The organism is Anoxybacillus sp. FSL W8-0104 (assembly GCF_038004465.1).
Lineage (GTDB): Bacteria > Bacillota > Bacilli > Bacillales > Anoxybacillaceae > Anoxybacillus > Anoxybacillus flavithermus_G.
Genome location: NZ_JBBOQU010000001.1, coordinates 2,427,194 through 2,444,336, shown reverse-complemented (window position 1 = coordinate 2,444,336; position 17,143 = coordinate 2,427,194). Strand labels below are relative to the sequence as shown.

General features: G+C 39.8%; 35 protein-coding genes. 30 read left to right on the top strand and 5 right to left on the bottom strand.

From position 1 onward, the window contains the following. Positions 1-121 precede the first annotated feature (121 nt). The 4 genes from NST18_RS13050 to NST18_RS13035 form a co-directional block, all read right to left on the bottom strand. Positions 122-1,246, bottom strand: a complete 1,125-nt coding sequence (locus NST18_RS13050; protein WP_064214406.1) for an IS4 family transposase — start codon at positions 1,244-1,246, stop codon at positions 122-124. 118 nt (positions 1,247-1,364) lie between these two features. After that, positions 1,365-2,237, bottom strand: a complete 873-nt coding sequence (locus NST18_RS13045; RefSeq protein WP_340721516.1) for a DNA adenine methylase — start codon at positions 2,235-2,237, stop codon at positions 1,365-1,367. Between the two features lie 36 nt (positions 2,238-2,273). Next, positions 2,274-3,887, bottom strand: coding sequence for a hypothetical protein (locus tag NST18_RS13040; protein ID WP_340721514.1), 1,614 nt, complete (start codon positions 3,885-3,887; stop codon positions 2,274-2,276). A gap of 145 nt (positions 3,888-4,032) precedes the next feature. After that, complete coding sequence (locus tag NST18_RS13035; protein WP_340721513.1) at positions 4,033-4,446, bottom strand: helix-turn-helix domain-containing protein; 414 nt, start codon at positions 4,444-4,446, stop codon at positions 4,033-4,035. 139 nt (positions 4,447-4,585) lie between these two features. Between NST18_RS13035 and NST18_RS13030 the strand changes: the two genes are divergently transcribed. The 3 genes from NST18_RS13030 to NST18_RS13020 all read left to right on the top strand — a co-directional run bounded on the left by NST18_RS13030 (position 4,586) and on the right by NST18_RS13020 (position 5,445). Beyond that, positions 4,586-4,828: a helix-turn-helix domain-containing protein gene (locus NST18_RS13030; RefSeq protein ID WP_340721511.1), complete on the top strand. Its 243-nt coding sequence runs from the start codon at positions 4,586-4,588 to the stop codon at positions 4,826-4,828. Positions 4,829-4,893: 65 nt separating this feature from the next. Continuing rightward, positions 4,894-5,058: a hypothetical protein gene (locus NST18_RS13025; RefSeq protein WP_155732450.1), complete on the top strand. Its 165-nt coding sequence runs from the start codon at positions 4,894-4,896 to the stop codon at positions 5,056-5,058. A 90-nt stretch (positions 5,059-5,148) separates the two neighbouring features. Next, positions 5,149-5,445: a hypothetical protein gene (locus NST18_RS13020; protein WP_064214193.1), complete on the top strand. Its 297-nt coding sequence runs from the start codon at positions 5,149-5,151 to the stop codon at positions 5,443-5,445. Here the strand turns inward: NST18_RS13020 and NST18_RS13015 are convergent. Continuing rightward, positions 5,442-5,807, bottom strand: coding sequence for a hypothetical protein (locus NST18_RS13015; protein ID WP_064214192.1), 366 nt, complete (start codon positions 5,805-5,807; stop codon positions 5,442-5,444). The two genes, NST18_RS13020 and NST18_RS13015, sit on opposite strands and share 4 nt — an antisense overlap. A 142-nt stretch (positions 5,808-5,949) precedes the next feature. Here NST18_RS13015 and NST18_RS13010 point away from each other — a divergent pair, with 142 nt between their 5' ends. The 27 genes from NST18_RS13010 (at position 5,950) to NST18_RS12880 (ending at position 17,137) form a co-directional block, all read left to right on the top strand. Then, complete coding sequence (locus NST18_RS13010; RefSeq protein WP_081253614.1) at positions 5,950-6,207, top strand: DUF771 domain-containing protein; 258 nt, start codon at positions 5,950-5,952, stop codon at positions 6,205-6,207. A gap of 83 nt (positions 6,208-6,290) precedes the next feature. Then, positions 6,291-6,812, top strand: a complete 522-nt coding sequence (locus NST18_RS13005; RefSeq protein ID WP_088223506.1) for a helix-turn-helix domain-containing protein — start codon at positions 6,291-6,293, stop codon at positions 6,810-6,812. Positions 6,813-6,825: 13 nt separating this feature from the next. Next, positions 6,826-7,050, top strand: a complete 225-nt coding sequence (locus NST18_RS13000) for a hypothetical protein (protein ID WP_064214190.1) — start codon at positions 6,826-6,828, stop codon at positions 7,048-7,050. 13 nt (positions 7,051-7,063) lie between these two features. Then, positions 7,064-7,231, top strand: a complete 168-nt coding sequence (locus tag NST18_RS12995; protein WP_163150999.1) for a hypothetical protein — start codon at positions 7,064-7,066, stop codon at positions 7,229-7,231. 271 nt (positions 7,232-7,502) lie between these two features. Continuing rightward, positions 7,503-7,766 (top strand): hypothetical protein, encoded by a 264-nt coding sequence (locus tag NST18_RS12990; protein WP_340721508.1) that lies wholly within the window; start codon positions 7,503-7,505, stop codon positions 7,764-7,766. Continuing rightward, positions 7,763-8,095 (top strand): zinc-finger domain-containing protein, encoded by a 333-nt coding sequence (locus tag NST18_RS12985; protein ID WP_192954088.1) that lies wholly within the window; start codon positions 7,763-7,765, stop codon positions 8,093-8,095. The genes NST18_RS12990 and NST18_RS12985 overlap by 4 nt, the downstream gene beginning before the upstream one ends. Before the next feature lie 10 nt (positions 8,096-8,105). Further along, complete coding sequence (locus NST18_RS12980) at positions 8,106-8,309, top strand: hypothetical protein (RefSeq protein ID WP_340721507.1); 204 nt, start codon at positions 8,106-8,108, stop codon at positions 8,307-8,309. 62 nt (positions 8,310-8,371) lie between these two features. Beyond that, positions 8,372-9,352, top strand: coding sequence for a DnaD domain protein (locus tag NST18_RS12975; RefSeq protein ID WP_340721506.1), 981 nt, complete (start codon positions 8,372-8,374; stop codon positions 9,350-9,352). 8 nt (positions 9,353-9,360) lie between these two features. Further along, positions 9,361-9,561: a hypothetical protein gene (locus tag NST18_RS12970; RefSeq protein ID WP_019417148.1), complete on the top strand. Its 201-nt coding sequence runs from the start codon at positions 9,361-9,363 to the stop codon at positions 9,559-9,561. Next, on the top strand, positions 9,558-9,728 hold the full coding sequence (locus tag NST18_RS12965) for a Fur-regulated basic protein FbpA (RefSeq protein ID WP_231106927.1): 171 nt from the start codon (positions 9,558-9,560) through the stop codon (positions 9,726-9,728). Before NST18_RS12970 ends, NST18_RS12965 begins: the two co-directional genes overlap by 4 nt. Beyond that, complete coding sequence (locus tag NST18_RS12960) at positions 9,703-9,825, top strand: hypothetical protein (protein ID WP_009362109.1); 123 nt, start codon at positions 9,703-9,705, stop codon at positions 9,823-9,825. Before NST18_RS12965 ends, NST18_RS12960 begins: the two co-directional genes overlap by 26 nt. Continuing rightward, on the top strand, positions 9,822-9,986 hold the full coding sequence (locus NST18_RS12955; RefSeq protein ID WP_192949447.1) for a hypothetical protein: 165 nt from the start codon (positions 9,822-9,824) through the stop codon (positions 9,984-9,986). The genes NST18_RS12960 and NST18_RS12955 overlap by 4 nt, the downstream gene beginning before the upstream one ends. Further along, complete coding sequence (locus NST18_RS12950) at positions 9,986-10,468, top strand: dUTP diphosphatase (RefSeq protein WP_088223502.1); 483 nt, start codon at positions 9,986-9,988, stop codon at positions 10,466-10,468. Before NST18_RS12955 ends, NST18_RS12950 begins: the two co-directional genes overlap by 1 nt. Position 10,469: 1 nt before the next feature. After that, positions 10,470-10,730: a hypothetical protein gene (locus tag NST18_RS12945; RefSeq protein ID WP_064214185.1), complete on the top strand. Its 261-nt coding sequence runs from the start codon at positions 10,470-10,472 to the stop codon at positions 10,728-10,730. Positions 10,731-10,928: 198 nt separating this feature from the next. Beyond that, positions 10,929-11,138, top strand: coding sequence for an XtrA/YqaO family protein (locus NST18_RS12940; protein ID WP_064214202.1), 210 nt, complete (start codon positions 10,929-10,931; stop codon positions 11,136-11,138). Further along, the gene (locus NST18_RS12935; RefSeq protein WP_340721502.1) at positions 11,139-11,354 is read left to right on the top strand and encodes an FmdB family zinc ribbon protein; all 216 of its coding nucleotides are present in this window, start codon (positions 11,139-11,141) and stop codon (positions 11,352-11,354) included. After that, positions 11,351-11,587, top strand: coding sequence for a hypothetical protein (locus NST18_RS12930; protein ID WP_231106928.1), 237 nt, complete (start codon positions 11,351-11,353; stop codon positions 11,585-11,587). The genes NST18_RS12935 and NST18_RS12930 overlap by 4 nt, the downstream gene beginning before the upstream one ends. Before the next feature lie 45 nt (positions 11,588-11,632). Then, entirely contained in the window at positions 11,633-11,839 is a 207-nt protein-coding gene (locus NST18_RS12925) for a hypothetical protein (RefSeq protein WP_064214182.1), read from the top strand. A gap of 46 nt (positions 11,840-11,885) precedes the next feature. Beyond that, positions 11,886-12,617 carry a BRO family protein gene (locus tag NST18_RS12920; RefSeq protein WP_064214181.1) on the top strand — a complete coding sequence of 244 codons (732 nt, stop codon included), beginning with the start codon at positions 11,886-11,888 and terminating at the stop codon, positions 12,615-12,617. A gap of 131 nt (positions 12,618-12,748) precedes the next feature. Further along, on the top strand, positions 12,749-12,943 hold the full coding sequence (locus NST18_RS12915; protein WP_064214180.1) for a hypothetical protein: 195 nt from the start codon (positions 12,749-12,751) through the stop codon (positions 12,941-12,943). 23 nt (positions 12,944-12,966) lie between these two features. Continuing rightward, positions 12,967-13,410 (top strand): ArpU family phage packaging/lysis transcriptional regulator, encoded by a 444-nt coding sequence (locus NST18_RS12910; protein ID WP_064214179.1) that lies wholly within the window; start codon positions 12,967-12,969, stop codon positions 13,408-13,410. Next, positions 13,407-13,949, top strand: a complete 543-nt coding sequence (locus tag NST18_RS12905) for a site-specific integrase (RefSeq protein WP_009362098.1) — start codon at positions 13,407-13,409, stop codon at positions 13,947-13,949. Before NST18_RS12910 ends, NST18_RS12905 begins: the two co-directional genes overlap by 4 nt. Positions 13,950-14,075: 126 nt before the next feature. Beyond that, positions 14,076-14,393 carry a hypothetical protein gene (locus tag NST18_RS12900; RefSeq protein WP_340721498.1) on the top strand — a complete coding sequence of 106 codons (318 nt, stop codon included), beginning with the start codon at positions 14,076-14,078 and terminating at the stop codon, positions 14,391-14,393. A gap of 146 nt (positions 14,394-14,539) precedes the next feature. Beyond that, the gene (locus NST18_RS12895; protein WP_196762572.1) at positions 14,540-14,680 is read left to right on the top strand and encodes a hypothetical protein; all 141 of its coding nucleotides are present in this window, start codon (positions 14,540-14,542) and stop codon (positions 14,678-14,680) included. After that, on the top strand, positions 14,677-14,970 hold the full coding sequence (locus NST18_RS12890) for an HNH endonuclease (protein ID WP_081254040.1): 294 nt from the start codon (positions 14,677-14,679) through the stop codon (positions 14,968-14,970). The genes NST18_RS12895 and NST18_RS12890 overlap by 4 nt, the downstream gene beginning before the upstream one ends. A 123-nt stretch (positions 14,971-15,093) precedes the next feature. Beyond that, positions 15,094-15,459 (top strand): hypothetical protein, encoded by a 366-nt coding sequence (locus NST18_RS12885; protein ID WP_192952208.1) that lies wholly within the window; start codon positions 15,094-15,096, stop codon positions 15,457-15,459. Beyond that, entirely contained in the window at positions 15,452-17,137 is a 1,686-nt protein-coding gene (locus NST18_RS12880; protein WP_340721496.1) for a terminase large subunit, read from the top strand. The genes NST18_RS12885 and NST18_RS12880 overlap by 8 nt, the downstream gene beginning before the upstream one ends. The last annotated feature ends 6 nt before the right edge of the window (positions 17,138-17,143 follow it).

The window sequence follows — 17,143 nt, the reverse complement described above, 5'->3', positions numbered from 1 at the left end:
TGAATTTTCAGTTTTATTTTTTCTGGACTTTAGAGAAAAAACGAAAACACCTAAGCGAGGGTAGTAGACATCCATTTTTTTACTATAACCTATGACTTGTGCAACAACGACTGGCAAACCTTTATGGGACGCTGTTTCCTTCGATTTTTCGTAACCAAATGTGAGCGGATTTCCACAAAGAAGCCTTCAAATAGCGACTAATTTGTAAGTAACTGCGTTCGCTATTCGTGTTCAACTGAGCTAAAACATTCAGACAGTACACTATCATGGCTACGTACACTTGATTATGTACAGCTTGTTCACTGTGACCAAAAAACTTTTTAATGTTCAGATGTTGTTTCATCCATTTGAAAAAAAGTTCGATTGCCCAACGTGATTGGTAGATTTCTGCAATTTCATCTGCGTCAATGTCAAACCGATTTGTCAGTAAATGAAGCTCATTTCCTTTTGTATCTTGCAATTTGAGTAAGCGAAACACGTTTTCAGAACGATTTTGTGGTGTTCCAATGACAACCATTTCATCAGAGAATACGGGTGAATCTTCTGGTAACGAAAAGGATTCTAACACTCGGACAACAGCGTTTTTACGCAAACGGGTCACAAAGAAATAGCCATCTTCCGTCATTTGATCAAAGCGCCTATAATCCAAGTAACCACGATCAAACACGTACATGCATTCTTTGTCATCCACGAATACTTCTAGTTGACCACGATCATGTTCGTTGGCATTCGTGAGTACGGCTTTATCTGGATAGGAGAGTCCTTTTTCCATAAAAACAAGTCGTAAGTGAAGCTTTACTCCTGATTTTGTCTTTCGAAACTCTGCCCACTTATGATTGGTCAAATTAAGCGGTAATGTACTCGAATCAATGATTTTCAAAGGCGTTGTCACTTTTCTTCTTGTTTGGAAATTGGTTTTCCGATGAATTTGTGCCACTAAATCGAGAAAAATCGTTTGAAAGAACTCAGTTGGGATGGTATTGATTCGTCTCCCTAACTGTGAAAAACTAATCGATTCCAATCCCGTTGCTCGTTGTAATTCTTCTAAAAAGACAGCGTCACTCAACGCCCGTAAACTCTCGGTTTCATGGAGTTGGGCATACAAAAGCAGTTTCATAAATGAAGCCATATAAAGTTTCTTGGTATAGTGATTTAATTGATGTGTTTTCACTAGGTCGTCAAATAATGGACGATTAATCGGTGAAAACCATTGTTCAAATGATGTTTTTCGTGTAAACTTATCCATGGTTTTGTCCTTTGTATTGGATTTGGATGGTTTACTACCACCCAACCATTATAAAGGATTTTTTTGTGTTTGGATTATATTTCAGAAAATTCGGTTTATTTAAAGGTGTTAAATTATTTTAATGCGACGCTAGTGATGAATTATATACATTCAAATATTTTGTTGAATCATCGTATTTTGTTTTTTTCGAAAAAAACATATATTCAATGCCTTTTGTTTTATTCTGTGCACTATAAGTTAAATAGTATTCAAGGTAATTTAAGTCTGCATATAATTTTTTTATTTCATTATTATGATCGTAAGTAACAATCCAATTTCTATTTTTTAGGTCAGTCTGAATCTTCTTAGCCAATTCAGTATGATCGTTTTTAGTATAAAAGTTTGTATATAACGATGGACCTTTTTCATAATAAGGAGGGTCAAAAAATGTAAAAGAATTCCTTGTTTTTTTTATTACTTTATCTATAAATTCAATAGCATCCATGTTATATACTTTAATGTATTTTTTTTTGCTTGATATTAATCTGATTTTGCGGATAATATCGTCTTTATTAAATCGACAATCTAATTTGTAAATTCCTTTTTGTTCTTTGCCGCCAATAACGCCGCCTTTGATAATTCCTGATCGATTTGTTCGATTCAAGAATAAAGTGGAGAAGCCGAGAGTCAAAGCATCAGCATTATTTTTGGCTTCTTGAATCTCTTTTTGTTTATACCACTCTTCAATCGTTATGTTGCAATTTTGGATTTTGTCAATCAATTCTTCAGGTTGGTATATTACTGAATACCAAAATGAATAAATTGATTTATCATAATCGTTAATAATTATTTTTTTTACATCATTGTTAAGTAATAAGGCAAGTGCTACGCCTGCACCACCTGCAAATGGCTCAATATAGGTAGTACTACCATTCATCTCAATTAAATGCCTTATAAATTTGTAAACTTTTGCTTTTCCTCCAGGATATCTTAGAGGAGAATAGGTTCCCATTTTATATCACTCCTGGCCTAATTATAAATCAACAAATTACTTTTGGCCAGCGTTTTTTGCTAACAATTCATCTAGTGTCTCGATAACAGTTGAGATTTTACTCCATGCTTCTAATAGTTCACTCTGATCAGGATAATGAGTACCAGAATGGATGTAATAATTGATAATTTGCATTGCTGAAGCTTTATTGTTATCTGTAAAAGTAACATAAATTAATTCGTAAGTATTAGCATAATCTTGTATTACATTTTTTAGGTGGTTGTATATATCATCAAATATTAATTCCCTCAAACTTTTTTTTCTTTTTTCTCGCTGAGGAGGAATATTTTTCATTTTATATTGATGATGCCGATCTAGTGAAGCGAAGTAATCTATATATTCGTGTACATATGTTTCAAGTATACTTCTAATTAAATACATCGCAGAAACAGGGTTTTCCTTATAATTTATTTGGGAAATTTCTTTTAAAATCTGATTAATTCTTGAATTCTTACGATATTGGTTTTTAAAAGGTATTGCCTTAGTTAAAATATCAAAATCCCTAATGTCTTTAGGAGGTCGTCCTGAAGTTTTTCTGCCATTATCTTTATTGATCTTATCGTTATTGCTTTCCGATGCTTGGTTGAAATTTCCTGTGAGAGACTCATCTCTATTGGAATTGTTCTTATCAGAACTATCTTGGTCTCGATTATCTTGATTTGAATTTACTTTATCCCAATCATTTTGATTAAAGAGATCTTTCTGAGAACTACTCTCCTTATAATTATTCTGATTTAAGTTATTCTGAGCAGGAACTATTTTCTCGTTATTTTTAGTAGTTTGATTATCTTTATTCGTGATTGTTTCAATATATAATTCTTTCCAAGGTTGATGTTCATTGTTTAATAAATATTCTTGAGCAAATTTTTGTCTGTCTTTTTTATGGCGAAAGGTATTCACATTAAATTTTTTGGTTAAAAGTCCATCCAATATAAAGTACAGTTTTTGTTTCGAGTTATCGTTAATTAATGTGATTTTTTGATTTTTTCTGTCCATGGTTAAACCAATTGCATCTCTCATATCTGGGTCAGATATAATTCTTTCTATAGTTGTTAAACCGAAGTTATCTCTGATTTCAGGATGAATACCTTTTAGAAATTCGAGTAAATACTTCCTAAAGGCGTCTGTTGATTGAAATCTTACTTTACTTTCTGTATCCCAGTTAAGCCTTCCTGCACCTTTGTTTTCGCCAGTATGCTTTAATTCAATGAAATGGTGTTTAATACCTTCGTCATCAATAATAACGCAATTAATCTCTTTTATATTACTATAAGAAAATTTTTCTTTTATTTTTTTCACTTGTCTTATGAATTTATCACGATTTCTAGTAAAGTGAGGGGTTATATCTGGATCGTTTAAAATTTTAACTGCTGTTACTCGTCTATTGCCTTCATCGGCTACATATACTCCTAATTTTTCGTCATAAGAAACGATTAAATTTTCACTTGGATCTAATCCGTACTGAGCGATATCTTTAATTAATTCTAATATTTTACCTTGACTTACTATTAAATCCATTTCTTTTAGTTCATCTTCTTGGGGTTCATATCTCGGATTTAATATATTAACATGTATTTTATCAATGTTAATAGTTTTGAACTTATAAGCCATAATGACACCTCTTTGGGAATCGATTGTCATATTAGGTATAGATTTACTTTAATAATATCTAGTTTTGTTAACTAAAAATAAAAATACAAAATAATACATAAATTGACATTACATAAACAAAAATATACACGCTTTTGACAGCGTGTTATTCCTTTTCTTTATTTTTCTCCTTCGCCTTATGAACAACCCACTCAAAGTGCTTAATGATTTCCTCGATTTCTTCTTCCGATAAATGTTTCCACTTCTCAATATCAAAGAATCCCATCTGCTCGATTCCATACTCTTTGATGAGCTGATTAATCCTCGCCAGTGTACCTAATTCCTCATTGTCGCTGTCGCTCCCTGGCGGATTCGGATCATCCGTGCGACCGAGTAGGTAGTCTGCTGATACACCGTAGTAATCAGCAAACTTGTTGATAATATCTGGATCTGGATTGCTTGTCCCTGATTCGTAGCGATGAATTTGATACTTTGTAAGCCCGAAAATCTCTCCAGCTCTCTCTTGGGTCAGGTTGTGCCTTTCGCGCAACTTCTTCAAACGGTTTCCCAGTACACTCATAGGCATAGTGACTCCCTTACATTTCTAAGATTTATCATATCATAATTGCTAAAAATGCAAAATAAAATTGCGTAAAACGAAAAAAAGTATTTGACATTGCACAAAACGCAATTTATACTAAAATCAAAGGTTGCGAAAAATGCAACAGAAAGAAGGTGAGATGTTGTTTAAATTGAACCTTGAAAAGGTCAAGGAACTACGAAAAGAAAAGGGTCTCTCACAAGAAGAAGTTGCAAAAATACTAGGTCTAAAGACTGTGTACCCATATCATCGTAAAGAAAGTGGAAGACAATCGTTTACAGCAGAAGAGCTTATGATGTTGTCTAATATCTATAACGTCCCCTGTGAAAAATTTTTTTACTCTTCTTGTTGCAAAAAATGAAACTTTGTGGTTGAGGCATCGTTCCTTGACAACCCAATCCCATGACATGAAAGGAGGTGAGTAAGATGAGCGTTCTAAACAAATACGTGATTATCGCACATTTTCATCTCATGTTAAGACAAAACAATTTTAGTGAAGCAGACCTAAAAGAAGCGGTCGATCTGCTTCACAAAGAGCTGTTCCCAGAGGTTTGGGCGAAAACTAACGATTTGAATAATAGCAAAGCTTAATTTGCGTTAATAACTTGTTCAGAATTTATCGCACGTTTTGTGTTTTTAAACTCCTTAACACCCCAATCCATTGTAAGGAGGTGAAACCGAATGACAATTGAGCAACAAACGAATAAAGAGATTGTTCAAGCCATTGAACAATATGTCGAACAAGAGTCTGAAGAGTGGGTGCAACATGTTCTCAGCAATGCAAAAACGGTAGGCGATTTAATGACGGCTCTCTGGGAGCATGGCAAAGTAAAAAAAGACGGAACCGAAGTTGAACGTATGTTACATCGCTTAATTTATGAGCGCGGCGCATCCACAATAAAAGCTTTGATTAGAGAAATGGAGTGCCTTGTGTCCGAAAAAGCACTGTCTCACTTTGGAGACAGCGCAATACGCTAATTTAGTTGCTGAATTTGATCTTTTAGCATACGTTCAACAATCTCATGTTGTCTTTTGTAGTTTTCAAATTCTGAATATAACCAAGATGTATTTCGATCCCGTTGCTCAATCACTTCCTTTAATTCAAAGTAAACATCATTCCAGAAGTTGAACAGTGAAGTGATTTCATAATGAGCAAGCTCTTCGTTCATTGCTAAAAATAATTTAGCTTTTTCACTAAGTGTATAAATCTCTGATAAGTAAACGCTGACGATTGGCGACGGATTTTTAGGATCGTTTACCGTTTTTTGATACAAAGAATTTGTTTTATGAAAGAGCTCAGTGCAATTGTTCAGAAACTCAATCAAGCGATATTTATCCATTTGTTTTTCACCTCCTTCCTGCCGTATTCATTCGCCAAGAAGGAGGAAATTCCTACAAAAAACGACCTGACTGAAACAAGGTTTATGAACAACCATAGTAACGGAAATGAGCGATGTTTTAATGCAAAGGAGGTAGGTTTAATTGGATAAAATCTGGTGGTCCATGCAAGACCTCAAAGAACGAACGGGCTATAGCGAGGATTGGCTCAAAGAGAACATCCTCTTGCATCCTCGCTATCGGCAAATGCTTGATTTAGAAAATGGTGGGTTTGTGTATTACCCAGAGAAAAAAGGAGAGCGTTGGTGCTTTATCGCATCGCGTATGGAGGAGTTTTTAGCCAAGTATTTCCGTGACATATTCACGACAAAGACCAACACAAAATCACGGATCGCTCAATGAACTTCCACTGTTGACGCTGGTTGTTCTAATGATACTGTAACATGCCATTCTCAATGGTGATGGTAGAAGGGGGAGAACAGGAAATGAAACGTGGTAGAGCGGCCGATGCGGTGAAGTCGGCGCGGCAGGCGACAGGGATGACACAACAACAACTTTCGTTTGAAATCTATGAATCTCGCGAAGCAGTTTCACAGCAAGAAAACGGACGGTATCGAGTGCAGCCGAATATATCGAAATATTTTGCAGAGAAGCACAACAATCCGTGGGTGGCACTGGAAGCGGCAGCGGAATATACAGGATGGGGACCTGTGAAGCTGGACGGTGAGGTGGTCGATTTACACCGAGCAAGTGTGGCGATGAAAACAAAAGAGGAACTAACCGAAGCGCTACAAGCAATTGAAAGTGTATGTGTAGCGAACCATCCTCGCGCGATTAGGGAGTACGACAAACAGCACTTGGAAGAAGCGATTTTACAAGCAATTGATGCAATTGTTGCGCTCACGCAATACGTCGCAGTTATATGTATGGATTACGGTTTTTCCTGGTTTAAAATGTGGCAACGGCATCGTACAAAATTGCAGACGAAAGGATTTATTAAGAGATAGGGGAGGAACAAAAATGGATCATGCGATTGAAAGGTTGAAAACATTCTTGGAAGCCGAGTTGGACTTTTTGCGTGAAGAATGGAAGGACGGAAAAGGAGGGTACAAAAAACTTTCTGATTGCCCGTCATACAAAACATGCAAAGCATATGTGGATGCAATCAATGTTCTTGTGAAAGCTTATTATCATCCAGAGTACGTGGAGCAATATAAATGTCCATCTGTAAAAGAATTAATTTGAGGAGGAGAGAACAATGAGTTTTTGTTTAACAGCAAGCCGTTTAATGAAAGCAAGCGAAGTAAAAAAGTTATGCGCAGAATTGCGTAATGATCCAGCAATATTGGTGTTAGAAATGGAGTTAAAAAAGGAATGGTACAAAAGAAAAATGGCCAGTGCGCCAACACTAGCCATCGCTCAATAAATAATCAACCTTTGATCTAATCATATTCTAGCATAAACGATTCGCGAAAGGAAGGGCAAGCGCATGCTTGCCGATTGGAGTACAAGCAAAAGATATCTCCCATCTTGAAAGTGGGTGTGTCCCCCAGCCCACGAGCTTGTACTTCAATCGGTGCGTATGCACACTAGACCGAGCGAGAGCGGGCGACGATCCGAAAGGGGAGCCGCGCCAAAATACATGCGATGGCCATTGCGAAGACGTCTAGTCATTCATTCAGAAGGAGGAAGAGGTTATGCAAGATATGCTCTTTTTGCAAGAAGAGGATTTGTTACAAAAAGCATCGCGGTGCGTCGAGTATATACAGGAATCACTTCAAAACCGCGACTATGAAACGGCAAAAATTGAAATGTCGGAGCTACGCTTTTTATTAGACGAACTGCAAGCAATCGAACAAAAGAAATTACGTCGCGCACAGCTTTTTGAAGTTGTCGCTGACATGAAAAAACCGCGGCATCCAAATCGACTTTGTGTCAAGATTGCTGGGGTGATGGTGTGACAAGGGAAGAGAAAAAGCAAATTCGGCTACAAATTTTGAAATTGCTAGATACACAGTGTGCAGGATGTAAAGAACGGCATAGTGGTACACAAAGCACATGTGTAATCAGTTGTCCGATCGGCAAGCAAATGCAACAGCTATCTGTGTTGTTATCGAAAGAAAGCCCTCGCATAAAAAGAGGTAAATGGACCGAAGAGGAAGAGTTTTACCTATGGCAACATAAAGATATTTTCGATGTTCCAGAGCTTGCTGCACGCTTGGAACGAAGTGAATTATCTGTGTATTCAAAGTTGCGCCAGCTTGAGAAAAAGAATGTTTTACCTTGTTAGAAAGGGGGTCATGAAGCATCACTACATTGTATGCTTCATGCGTGTAAATATGCTATTTGAAGTAGAGTTCGCAGCAAAGAAGAACGGCTATTTCGAAACGATCCATACGGCACTCATTCACGCGCTTACTGTGTCCGAGTGCCGAAAAATCGCATTTGAAATAGCCGATCAGCTAGGAAAAGGTGATATACAGGTTTTTATTTCAGACTTCTAGGTTTTATCATGCCACAACATACACTATTTTGCAAGGTTTTGCAAGGGAGGAAGGGGATATACATGGCGACAAGACTTTTAATGGATGAAGAGCCGTTAGTGATTTTACCGTCACTCGCGGCTACGATCGGCTTAAATGAAAGCATCGTGTTACAACAGTTGCACTACTGGCTTGAGCGCAGTAATCACATTCACGAAGGGCATAAGTGGGTATATAACACGTACGAGGAATGGCAAGAACAATTCCCATTCTGGTCGGAAAGTACGATTCGCCGTATTATCACAAAACTTGAAAAGCAAGGGCTCATTATTGCAGGCAATTTTAATCGCTCCAAGATCGACAAAACGAAGTGGTATCGGATCAATTATGACAAATTGGCTGAACTTGAAAACCCGGTTTATGAAGTAAGTACGACTGTTCAAAATGACACCTCGACTGCTCAAAATGAACAGACGACTGACGAAATCGACAGTCCATCTGGTCAAAATGAACAGTCCATCTGTTCAAATTGGACAGACGAAGCGCTCAATTTGAACAGACCAATACCAGAGAATACTACAGAGATTACTACAGAGAAAAAAGAAGAAGTAGAAGAAGACGAGCGCGTGCGCGAAGAGAATCCGTTCACTTTTTTCGAACAAAACGGCTTTGGTGCAATCGGAAGCTACATAAGCGAAAAAATTTCAACATGGATCGACGACACATCTGAAGCGCTAGTTTTAGAAGCGATGAAAATTGCAGTAGAAAATGGCGTCAAGACATGGAAGTACGTTGAAACCATTTTGCGCGACTGGGCAGACAAGGGCTATCAAACCGTCGAACAAGTGCATGCAGCGCAAAAAGCATTTAAAGAGCAGCAAGCAAAGAAACGAAATGGTGCTGGCACGAATGGAAAAAAAGCCGTTCGAACGGAAGTTATTCCAGACTGGCTTAACACCGATTATTCGCAATATGAACAAAAAGCTGAAACAGATCAAGAAGCACTCGAACGCAAACGGCGTGAGTTAGAAGAGCGACTGAAAAAATATCGCAATGATGATTAGGTGAGCCTATGCCGTACCCGATTTGGATTCGCTTAGAGTATCGAAACGACGTTGGGCGAATTGTTGGTTTCACTGGAAGCATTCAATCCGAAACAGCGTTACGTGATGTATTAGAGCGATACGAGATTACTAGAGAACGACTTGTGTCGCTTGAAATCAACGGCAAGCCATATTCGCCGTCAAAACTTGATCGCTTTTTGCGGAGGTGAAGCAGTTGCTTTTGCTCAAACATGTATTGATTCAGCGTCTACGGCGAAAGGGCGTTTTCATTGCAACAGACGGGCGAGCACTATCAAAACTGACGATCGAAGAAATTCAACGGGAATACGAGCGAGCGGAGGGAGAACGTAATGAACTGGTCAAAAGCAACGCTTAGACAGCTATACGTTATCGTGCGATATGAACATTGCCCGATTCGATATAAACAAATGGCGCTAAAAGAGATACAAAAACGATTGGAGGATTTGCGATGAGTCGTAAGTCGCTACATGGCCCAGTTGTCGTCAGTTACCTAACACCAGAAGAGCTTGAAGCGTATCGGAGCCGACCGCGCAAGAAATATTATGACGAAGACAATCGTCGGCTAATCGACTGGCGATGGCCGCAAAACAGAAAGAAAAGGGGAGCGAAATAATGGATTTATCCAAACTTTTTGAGATGCAGCGGGAACTGGATGAGCGGATTGTTCGAGAAAAAGGATTAGATGGTCAGAATCTTTTGCCGAATAAAGTATTAGCCTTACAGGTGGAGCTGGCAGAACTCGCAAACGAGTGGCAAGGGTTTAAGCATTGGAAAACGAATCGGCAACCGAAAGAGGGGATGTTGGAAGAATATGTGGACTGTTTACATTTCATTTTGAGCATTGGATTGAGCGGAAATATCGGGACGATAGAATGGGAACAGATTGAACCGTATAAAGCAAAATCCACTATTCAACAGTTTATAGGCTTGTTTGAATATACATCACGTTTACTTGAAGATATCACGGTATATGTCGACATTTGGAGTTCTTTCATCGGACTTGGAGAAATGCTCGAATTTACTTGGGATGAAATTGAGGCAGCGTATATGCGTAAAAACGCAGTCAACCATCACCGCCAAGAAAGTGGGTATTGAGATGGATGCAAAGCATTGGATGGAAGAATTAAACAAGAATCAAATACTTCGCAACGTGCAAAAATTGCTCGAAATACAAACCGAAAAGGGGATTGAAAAATACGGAACAACCGTCAATCCAAGTGACTACACATTGGTCGGCTGGCTGGAACACTTGCAGCAGGAAATGATCGATGCAATCGTATATTGCGAGGTGCTGAAATTTAAATTTGCGCACTTAATTGCGCTTGAGAAGCTAAATTCGGACGTGAATGACGAATGAAGCGTCGTAAGCGAAAAGCCAGATGGTATCTTTTATATCGCAAGGAACATCGTGATGCTGTTTATGTTTATGAACCATTGCGTAAGTATGAGTTGCAAAGTAGGATTCGACGTGGATGGAAAGTGATTGGATAAAACAAAAAAAGCCGGGATTCCTCCCGACAACCCGATTTCATTATACCACAACGGAGGGATTCCGGTGAGTAAAAGAGCGCAAGAATTGCAGATTGATATAGATAATATGACTGTTTCGCATCCCGTTGTGCCAGGGAAGGTGCTTGTGATTGTCATTGACGGTGTGCAAGGGAAAGCAAAAGTAGCGGAAGCGGTTGAACATGGATATACGATTATTGAAACAGCGAAGGGAAAAACGGCACGAATCAAATTCGAGGAAAGCGAGTTGTTTTAAGTGAAAATAGCGGTTCATGTGTATGAATGCAAGAGTTGCGATGTAGTGTTTGCAGTTTCGCAAGACTTTGAAGAACAGCACCTTGTGCAATGTCCGGTTTGTAAGACGGACGAGGCGCTTCGAGAATTACCTTCTGGAGAGTTGCTTATACAAGCAAAAGCACAGCAATTCGTCGTTCCGGAAGGACAAACAGATATTTATGAGTTCTTGGGGTGAGAGGATTGAATATCACTTTGCCAAATCTCTCAGATGATGACGTAATTGAGCTTGATATGTATATCAGTTGTGCCGTTAGTCAGATGGGAGAGCCTGAAAGTGAAAAAATGCGACAGTTCTTTGATTTTATTCGCCAGAAGCGGCGAGAAATTGAGGAAGATCGTTGGCGCAGCAATCCTAAAAATTGGGGAGCATGCAGTAAATGGCCGTATGAGGATGATTTGCCGTTTTAATACACATTCGACACAAACTATGAAATAGGAAAGGAGATAAATCAAATGGAATTTATTAAAAAAGTTAAAGATGTTGCTTTTTATTATGAAAGATGTTCCGATGGTAGTTTTAAAGTTATTGCTGATTCGGAACTACAACAAAAGAGCGCGATACTTGCTTATGAGAATAGTATTGAAGGTGTTTTCAACTGTGTAAATGTATTTTCTCGTGGTTTTAACTTAAATGGTTTTGAATTAAATATTTCGAAGTAAAAAAGAAACGCCAATAGTGGTCTAGTTTATGGGGAGGGAATTTTCGATGAATCAATTACAAAAGGTGTTTACTTACAGCGGAAGTCAAGTAAGAACAATTATAAAAGATGGAGAGGTCTGGTTTGTTGCAAAGGATGTGTGTGAAGTGCTGGGCATTACTAAACATAGGGATGCTATTAGCCGTTTAAGCGATCGACAAAGGGGGTCGGTGAAGGTGGACACCCTTGGAGGTCCTCAGGAAATGGCTGCAATCAATGAAGCAGGTGTTTATAAATTAGTTTTTCGCAGCAATAAACCGGAAGCGGAAAGGTTCAGCGATTGGGTAGCTGAGGAAGTCCTTCCAACCATACGGAAAACCGGCGGCTATGTAGCGAATGACGACTTATTCGTAGAAACGTATCTGAAGCACGCAGATGAGCAAACGAAATTATTATTCCGCGCTACACTAGAAACGGTTAGGAAACAAAACGAACAAATTGCAATCATGCAGCCAAAAGCTGATTATTTTGACGCGCTTGTTGATCGTCGCTTACTGACAAATTTCCGTGATACGGCCAAAGAATTGAAAGTGAAGCCAAAAGCTTTTGTTGATTGGCTTATTGATAAGAAATATATTTATCGCGATCAGAAAGGGAAACTAAAGCCTTATGCTCAATACGTTCCATCTTTATTCGAATTAAAAGAATGGGAGCGAAATGGACGAGCTGATGTGCAAACGCTCGTTACGCCGAAAGGAAGAGAAACATTTAGAATATTACTACAAAAAGCTGTAGTATAAGGTATAATATGGGTAAGTGAATATGTCCAAGACCGAGAGCGTGAGGACACCGATTGTACAGAGTAGCAAGGCTATTTCTGTATGATTGGTGTCCTTTTTGTTTGATTAGAAAAATGAAAGGGAGAGGAACAATGCGAACAATCCAGCAAGAGTTGAAAAAATGGATGAAAGTCAAAAAAGTTCGGCAACATCAAAACAAACGGAAGAAAGCGCGGAAAAAGAAAAGAGATAAGGAGCGGCTGACGGAGCGAGATATTAAGGAATTAATGGGCGTTGGTCGTCCTGTTTATAGACGCGGCAAGGGTGGGGCATTTCGCCAACGATAATCACTATTTCGGAGGTTGAGAAGATGGACTTTATGCTACCTGAAATCGATCGAAAAGCGACGAAAAAAGCGGTGGAAGCGGCGCTCGAAAAATATCGCATTTTCTTGTTGACATTGAAACTAGACCAGCTGCCAAAGGTGACTCAACATTACTCGCTCGTTCCTGCAAAAACAAATCAGTTCCACTCCTCAACCGAAGAAATGGCCATTCGCAATGCAGATTACGAGCGGGAGCGTGCGGAGTACATTCAGCGCATCGTTGAGGCTGTGAACCGTTTAGATTACTGGGAGCGAGCGGTTATTATTCGGCGATATATGAACGAGGAAGAGGTATTTGATTATGCCGTCTACAACGAGTTAGGAATGAGTCATCGAAATTATTATCGTTTGAAGTCTAGAGCATTTTACAAGCTGGCATTTGCCCTCGAAATAGAAGTGTATCGGAAAAGAAGGAGGGACGAGCCATGAACTTTGTTCAACCCATTCGCGATCCTGAAAAGATTGCGGCAATGAAAAAATACTTGCTACAACGAAACAAGCGCAATTATATTTTGTTCATTATCGGAATTAACACAGGTTTGCGTATATCAGATATATTGCAGCTGAAGAAGGAAGATTTGCTCCAAACGCATTTGAAGTTGCGGGAGAAGAAAACACGGAAGGAAAAACGAATTCGCATTCCGCCAGCGATACGAAAAGAGTTGATTGAGTACGCAAAAACGCTCAAAGACGGTGAATATGCTTTTCGAAGCCGGCAAGGTGGCAATCGTCCCATCGATCGTTCAACAGCGTACCGTATTTTGCGCGAAGCTGCTGAATATGTGTCGCTGGATGAAGTGGGTACGCATACGCTTAGAAAAACGTTCGGCTATCACTTTTACCAACAAACCAAAGATGTTGCGATGCTTCAGGAGTTGTTTAACCATTCGAGCCCACATATCACCTTAAAGTATATCGGCGTTAACCAAGATGCGATGGACAAGGCGATGATGAAATACAAGATATGATTTTTCTTTTTTGGCTATCAGCACAACATAAAAAAACATGGTGTGCACTCGTTCTATAAAATGGCTTAAAGCTAGAAATATCAAGGGGTTTATGAATAGGGCGAGTGCATCAGTCTGTAAATTGAAGTGAACTCATTGGAGGGAAAGCGAGTGTTAGTCGAAGAAGCGAAAAAGCGAATCGAATATTTGCAAGAATACATTCAGATGATCGAAAGCTACACACCGACGACCATGGAAGAAGAAGCGGTGTATTTGTATGTGCAGCTGGAGAGTGTTACGAAAGTGGTGCAGGAACTAAACAAAAAAGGCTATCGGATCGGTAACCGGAAGCTAACGACGGTGGACGTATCTAATATCATTCGCGCCAAACCAAAAGATGAGATGCACGAGCTGGCCAAGCGGATGTTTACGAAGAACAGGAAGCGGGGGAGTCGGTATTGGTAAGCGAATGATGGCACAATCATGGCACAATTTTGGCACAAAGATGGCACAATATTTTCATTTAGAGGTGTTATGATGATAGCGTGAAAGACTTTTGAAGCGGGGCGTCACTCCGATCGGGGTGGCGTTTTTATTTTGAGGTGAAAAGCATGTATAAACTGCATGGTGACGATAAAGACAAGAAACCGAAACGGAAGAAAGAGAAGATGACCTGGCGTGACTGGCTCGACATTATGGGTGTGAAAAGAGACATGTACAAGCGAGTGCGTGGGGCGATTCGAAGAAAGTGAAAGACTGGGCTAAACACTTTTACAAGTCAAAGGCATGGCGGAAATGTCGCGATGCTTATTTTGTTTATCGGCACGGATTGTGTGAACGATGCCAACGTCCAGGGAAAATAGTCCACCATAAAATCTATCTCAATCCAAGCAATATTAATGATCCAGACATCTCGTTAAACTGGCAACATCTCGAATTGTTATGCCAAGACTGTCATAATAAAGAGCACCACGAAAGACGGAGTGTGACGAGATACGACGTGATGTTTGATGAGAATGGCGATTTAGTGATTAGACAATAACCCCCCCTGTTGGAATTTGATGGGGGTCGGTACGGGACCGGCGGGGGGTACCTTCGCGTAACACGCAGGTCTCACGCGTGACCCCCCTACCGAAAAACGGAAGAAAGGCAGGTGATTTTTGCGATGAAAAGAAAGGAAATGACAAAAGAAGAACGGATTACGCGAGAGGAGAAACGATTACGAAAAAGCTACAAGGATTTACCAAAAGATAAGATGCAGGTTGTTGAAGGGTTAATTCGTCGTGCGGCATTCATGCGTGTGACACTTGAGGATATGGAAAAGGACTTGGACGAAAATGGTTTTGTTGAGATGTTCACACAGTCTGAAAAGACGGAACCGTATGAAAGGGAAAGACCTGTCGCGCGGTTGTACAACACGATGAACAAAAACTATCAGAGTATTATTAAACAACTGACCGACTTGTTGCCGAAAGAGGAAGTCAAGGACGATGATGACGGGTTTGAGTCGTTCGTGATGGAACGTGATTAGGTATCCACTTGATTACAACCCGATTCTACACTACTGGGAGAAAATCAAGTGCGGCGAGGAAGTTGTTTCAAACAAAGTCCGCCGTGTTTACAAAAAGTTAGTTGACGAAATTAACAATCCTGATAGTGAGTGGGAATACAATACGAAACGCGCCAATCACGCAATCGAGTTTATCGAAAATTTTTGTAAACACTCGAAGGGGAAAATGGGCGGTAAACCGTTCATCTTGGAATTATGGCAAAAAGCATTGATTGCAGCGGTGTTTGGTTTCGTACACAAGATTGACGGAACAAGAAAACATCGTGAATTGATCTTGATTGTTGCGCGGAAAAACGGGAAATCGGCTCTTGGTTCGGCGATCGCATTGTATATGCTCGTTGCTGATGGAGAACCAGGGCCTGAAGTGGTATCGGCAGCGACCAAAAAAGACCAAGCGAAGATCATATGGTTAGAAGCAAAACGGATGGTCAAAAAATCACCGACGCTACGAAAAAGAGTGAAGACGCTTGTTGCAGAATTGATTAGTGAATTCAACGATGGTTCATTCAAACCATTGTCGAGCGACAGCAACACGCTCGATGGTCTAAACGTGCATTGCGCATTGATTGACGAGCTGCACGCAATTGAGGATAAAAACCTGTATGACGTTATCGTGGACGGCATGAGCGCGAGGGAGCAACCACTTACCGTCATCACGACGACAGCTGGAACAGTTCGTGAAGGAATTTTTGATATCAAGTACGACGAGGCTGAACGTATCATCAACGGATATGATGACCCAGATGGTTATAAAGACGAGCGTGTTCTCCCGATCATCTATGAGTTAGATAGCCGCGAAGAATGGACGGACGAGAAGTGCTGGAAGAAAGCGAATCCGGGACTAGGAACGATCAAAAAATACGACGAGCTGAAACGGAAAGTGGAAAAAGCGAAAGCCAATCTGTTGCTTGTGAAGAACCTGCTAACGAAAGACTTTAATATCCGCGAAACTTCAAGCGAAGCGTGGCTCACATTTGAGCAATTGAACAATACAGAAGTATTTGATATGTCTGTTCTTCGTCCAAAATACGCGATTGGTGGAGTTGATTTATCCAGCACGACCGACTTGACGGCAGCGTGTGTGCTGTTTATGGTGCCTGGTAGTGAAAAAATATACTTTGAACACATGTATTGGTTGCCAGAAGACCTCTTGGAACAACGAGCCAAAGAAGATAAAATCCCTTATGACATATGGCATGAACAGGGTTTACTTCGGACGTGTCCAGGAAATAGTGTTCATCCAAAATACGTGACTGAATGGTTCTTAGAGTTATTGAACGAAAAAGGTGTATATCTCCCTTGGATTGGATACGACTCATGGTCGGCTAAATATTGGGTGGAAGAAATGGAAGGATACTTTGGAAAAGAGTCGATGATACCTGTTATACAAGGTAAAAAGACGTTGTCAGCACCAATGAAAAAACTTGGCGCGGATTTAGAGGCAAAAAAAATAGTGTATAACAACAATCCAATCACAAAATGGTGTTTGTCGAACACAAGTATTGATATTGACAAGAACGGAAATATTCAACCGTCGAAAGGAAAAAATCAACGGCGTCGCGTAGATGGTTTGTCAGCAATGTTGGATGCATACGTCGTGCTGGATCAGAAGTTGAATGACTACCTAAACATGATTTAAAAGGGG

Coding starts and splice junctions, on each gene's coding strand:
- NST18_RS13050 (WP_064214406.1), bottom strand. CDS start 1,246: ATGGATAAGTTTACACGAAAAACATCATTTGAACAATGGTTTTCACCG.
- NST18_RS13045 (WP_340721516.1), bottom strand. CDS start 2,237: ATGGGAACCTATTCTCCTCTAAGATATCCTGGAGGAAAAGCAAAAGTT.
- NST18_RS13040 (WP_340721514.1), bottom strand. CDS start 3,887: ATGGCTTATAAGTTCAAAACTATTAACATTGATAAAATACATGTTAAT.
- NST18_RS13035 (WP_340721513.1), bottom strand. CDS start 4,446: ATGAGTGTACTGGGAAACCGTTTGAAGAAGTTGCGCGAAAGGCACAAC.
- NST18_RS13030 (WP_340721511.1), top strand. CDS start 4,586: ATGCAACAGAAAGAAGGTGAGATGTTGTTTAAATTGAACCTTGAAAAG.
- NST18_RS13025 (WP_155732450.1), top strand. CDS start 4,894: ATGAGCGTTCTAAACAAATACGTGATTATCGCACATTTTCATCTCATG.
- NST18_RS13020 (WP_064214193.1), top strand. CDS start 5,149: ATGACAATTGAGCAACAAACGAATAAAGAGATTGTTCAAGCCATTGAA.
- NST18_RS13015 (WP_064214192.1), bottom strand. CDS start 5,807: ATGGATAAATATCGCTTGATTGAGTTTCTGAACAATTGCACTGAGCTC.
- NST18_RS13005 (WP_088223506.1), top strand. CDS start 6,291: ATGAAACGTGGTAGAGCGGCCGATGCGGTGAAGTCGGCGCGGCAGGCG.
- NST18_RS13000 (WP_064214190.1), top strand. CDS start 6,826: ATGGATCATGCGATTGAAAGGTTGAAAACATTCTTGGAAGCCGAGTTG.
- NST18_RS12995 (WP_163150999.1), top strand. CDS start 7,064: ATGAGTTTTTGTTTAACAGCAAGCCGTTTAATGAAAGCAAGCGAAGTA.
- NST18_RS12990 (WP_340721508.1), top strand. CDS start 7,503: ATGCAAGATATGCTCTTTTTGCAAGAAGAGGATTTGTTACAAAAAGCA.
- NST18_RS12980 (WP_340721507.1), top strand. CDS start 8,106: ATGAAGCATCACTACATTGTATGCTTCATGCGTGTAAATATGCTATTT.
- NST18_RS12975 (WP_340721506.1), top strand. CDS start 8,372: ATGGCGACAAGACTTTTAATGGATGAAGAGCCGTTAGTGATTTTACCG.
- NST18_RS12970 (WP_019417148.1), top strand. CDS start 9,361: ATGCCGTACCCGATTTGGATTCGCTTAGAGTATCGAAACGACGTTGGG.
- NST18_RS12960 (WP_009362109.1), top strand. CDS start 9,703: ATGAACTGGTCAAAAGCAACGCTTAGACAGCTATACGTTATCGTGCGA.
- NST18_RS12955 (WP_192949447.1), top strand. CDS start 9,822: ATGAGTCGTAAGTCGCTACATGGCCCAGTTGTCGTCAGTTACCTAACA.
- NST18_RS12950 (WP_088223502.1), top strand. CDS start 9,986: ATGGATTTATCCAAACTTTTTGAGATGCAGCGGGAACTGGATGAGCGG.
- NST18_RS12945 (WP_064214185.1), top strand. CDS start 10,470: ATGGATGCAAAGCATTGGATGGAAGAATTAAACAAGAATCAAATACTT.
- NST18_RS12925 (WP_064214182.1), top strand. CDS start 11,633: ATGGAATTTATTAAAAAAGTTAAAGATGTTGCTTTTTATTATGAAAGA.
- NST18_RS12920 (WP_064214181.1), top strand. CDS start 11,886: ATGAATCAATTACAAAAGGTGTTTACTTACAGCGGAAGTCAAGTAAGA.
- NST18_RS12915 (WP_064214180.1), top strand. CDS start 12,749: ATGCGAACAATCCAGCAAGAGTTGAAAAAATGGATGAAAGTCAAAAAA.
- NST18_RS12910 (WP_064214179.1), top strand. CDS start 12,967: ATGGACTTTATGCTACCTGAAATCGATCGAAAAGCGACGAAAAAAGCG.
- NST18_RS12905 (WP_009362098.1), top strand. CDS start 13,407: ATGAACTTTGTTCAACCCATTCGCGATCCTGAAAAGATTGCGGCAATG.
- NST18_RS12895 (WP_196762572.1), top strand. CDS start 14,540: ATGTATAAACTGCATGGTGACGATAAAGACAAGAAACCGAAACGGAAG.
- NST18_RS12885 (WP_192952208.1), top strand. CDS start 15,094: ATGAAAAGAAAGGAAATGACAAAAGAAGAACGGATTACGCGAGAGGAG.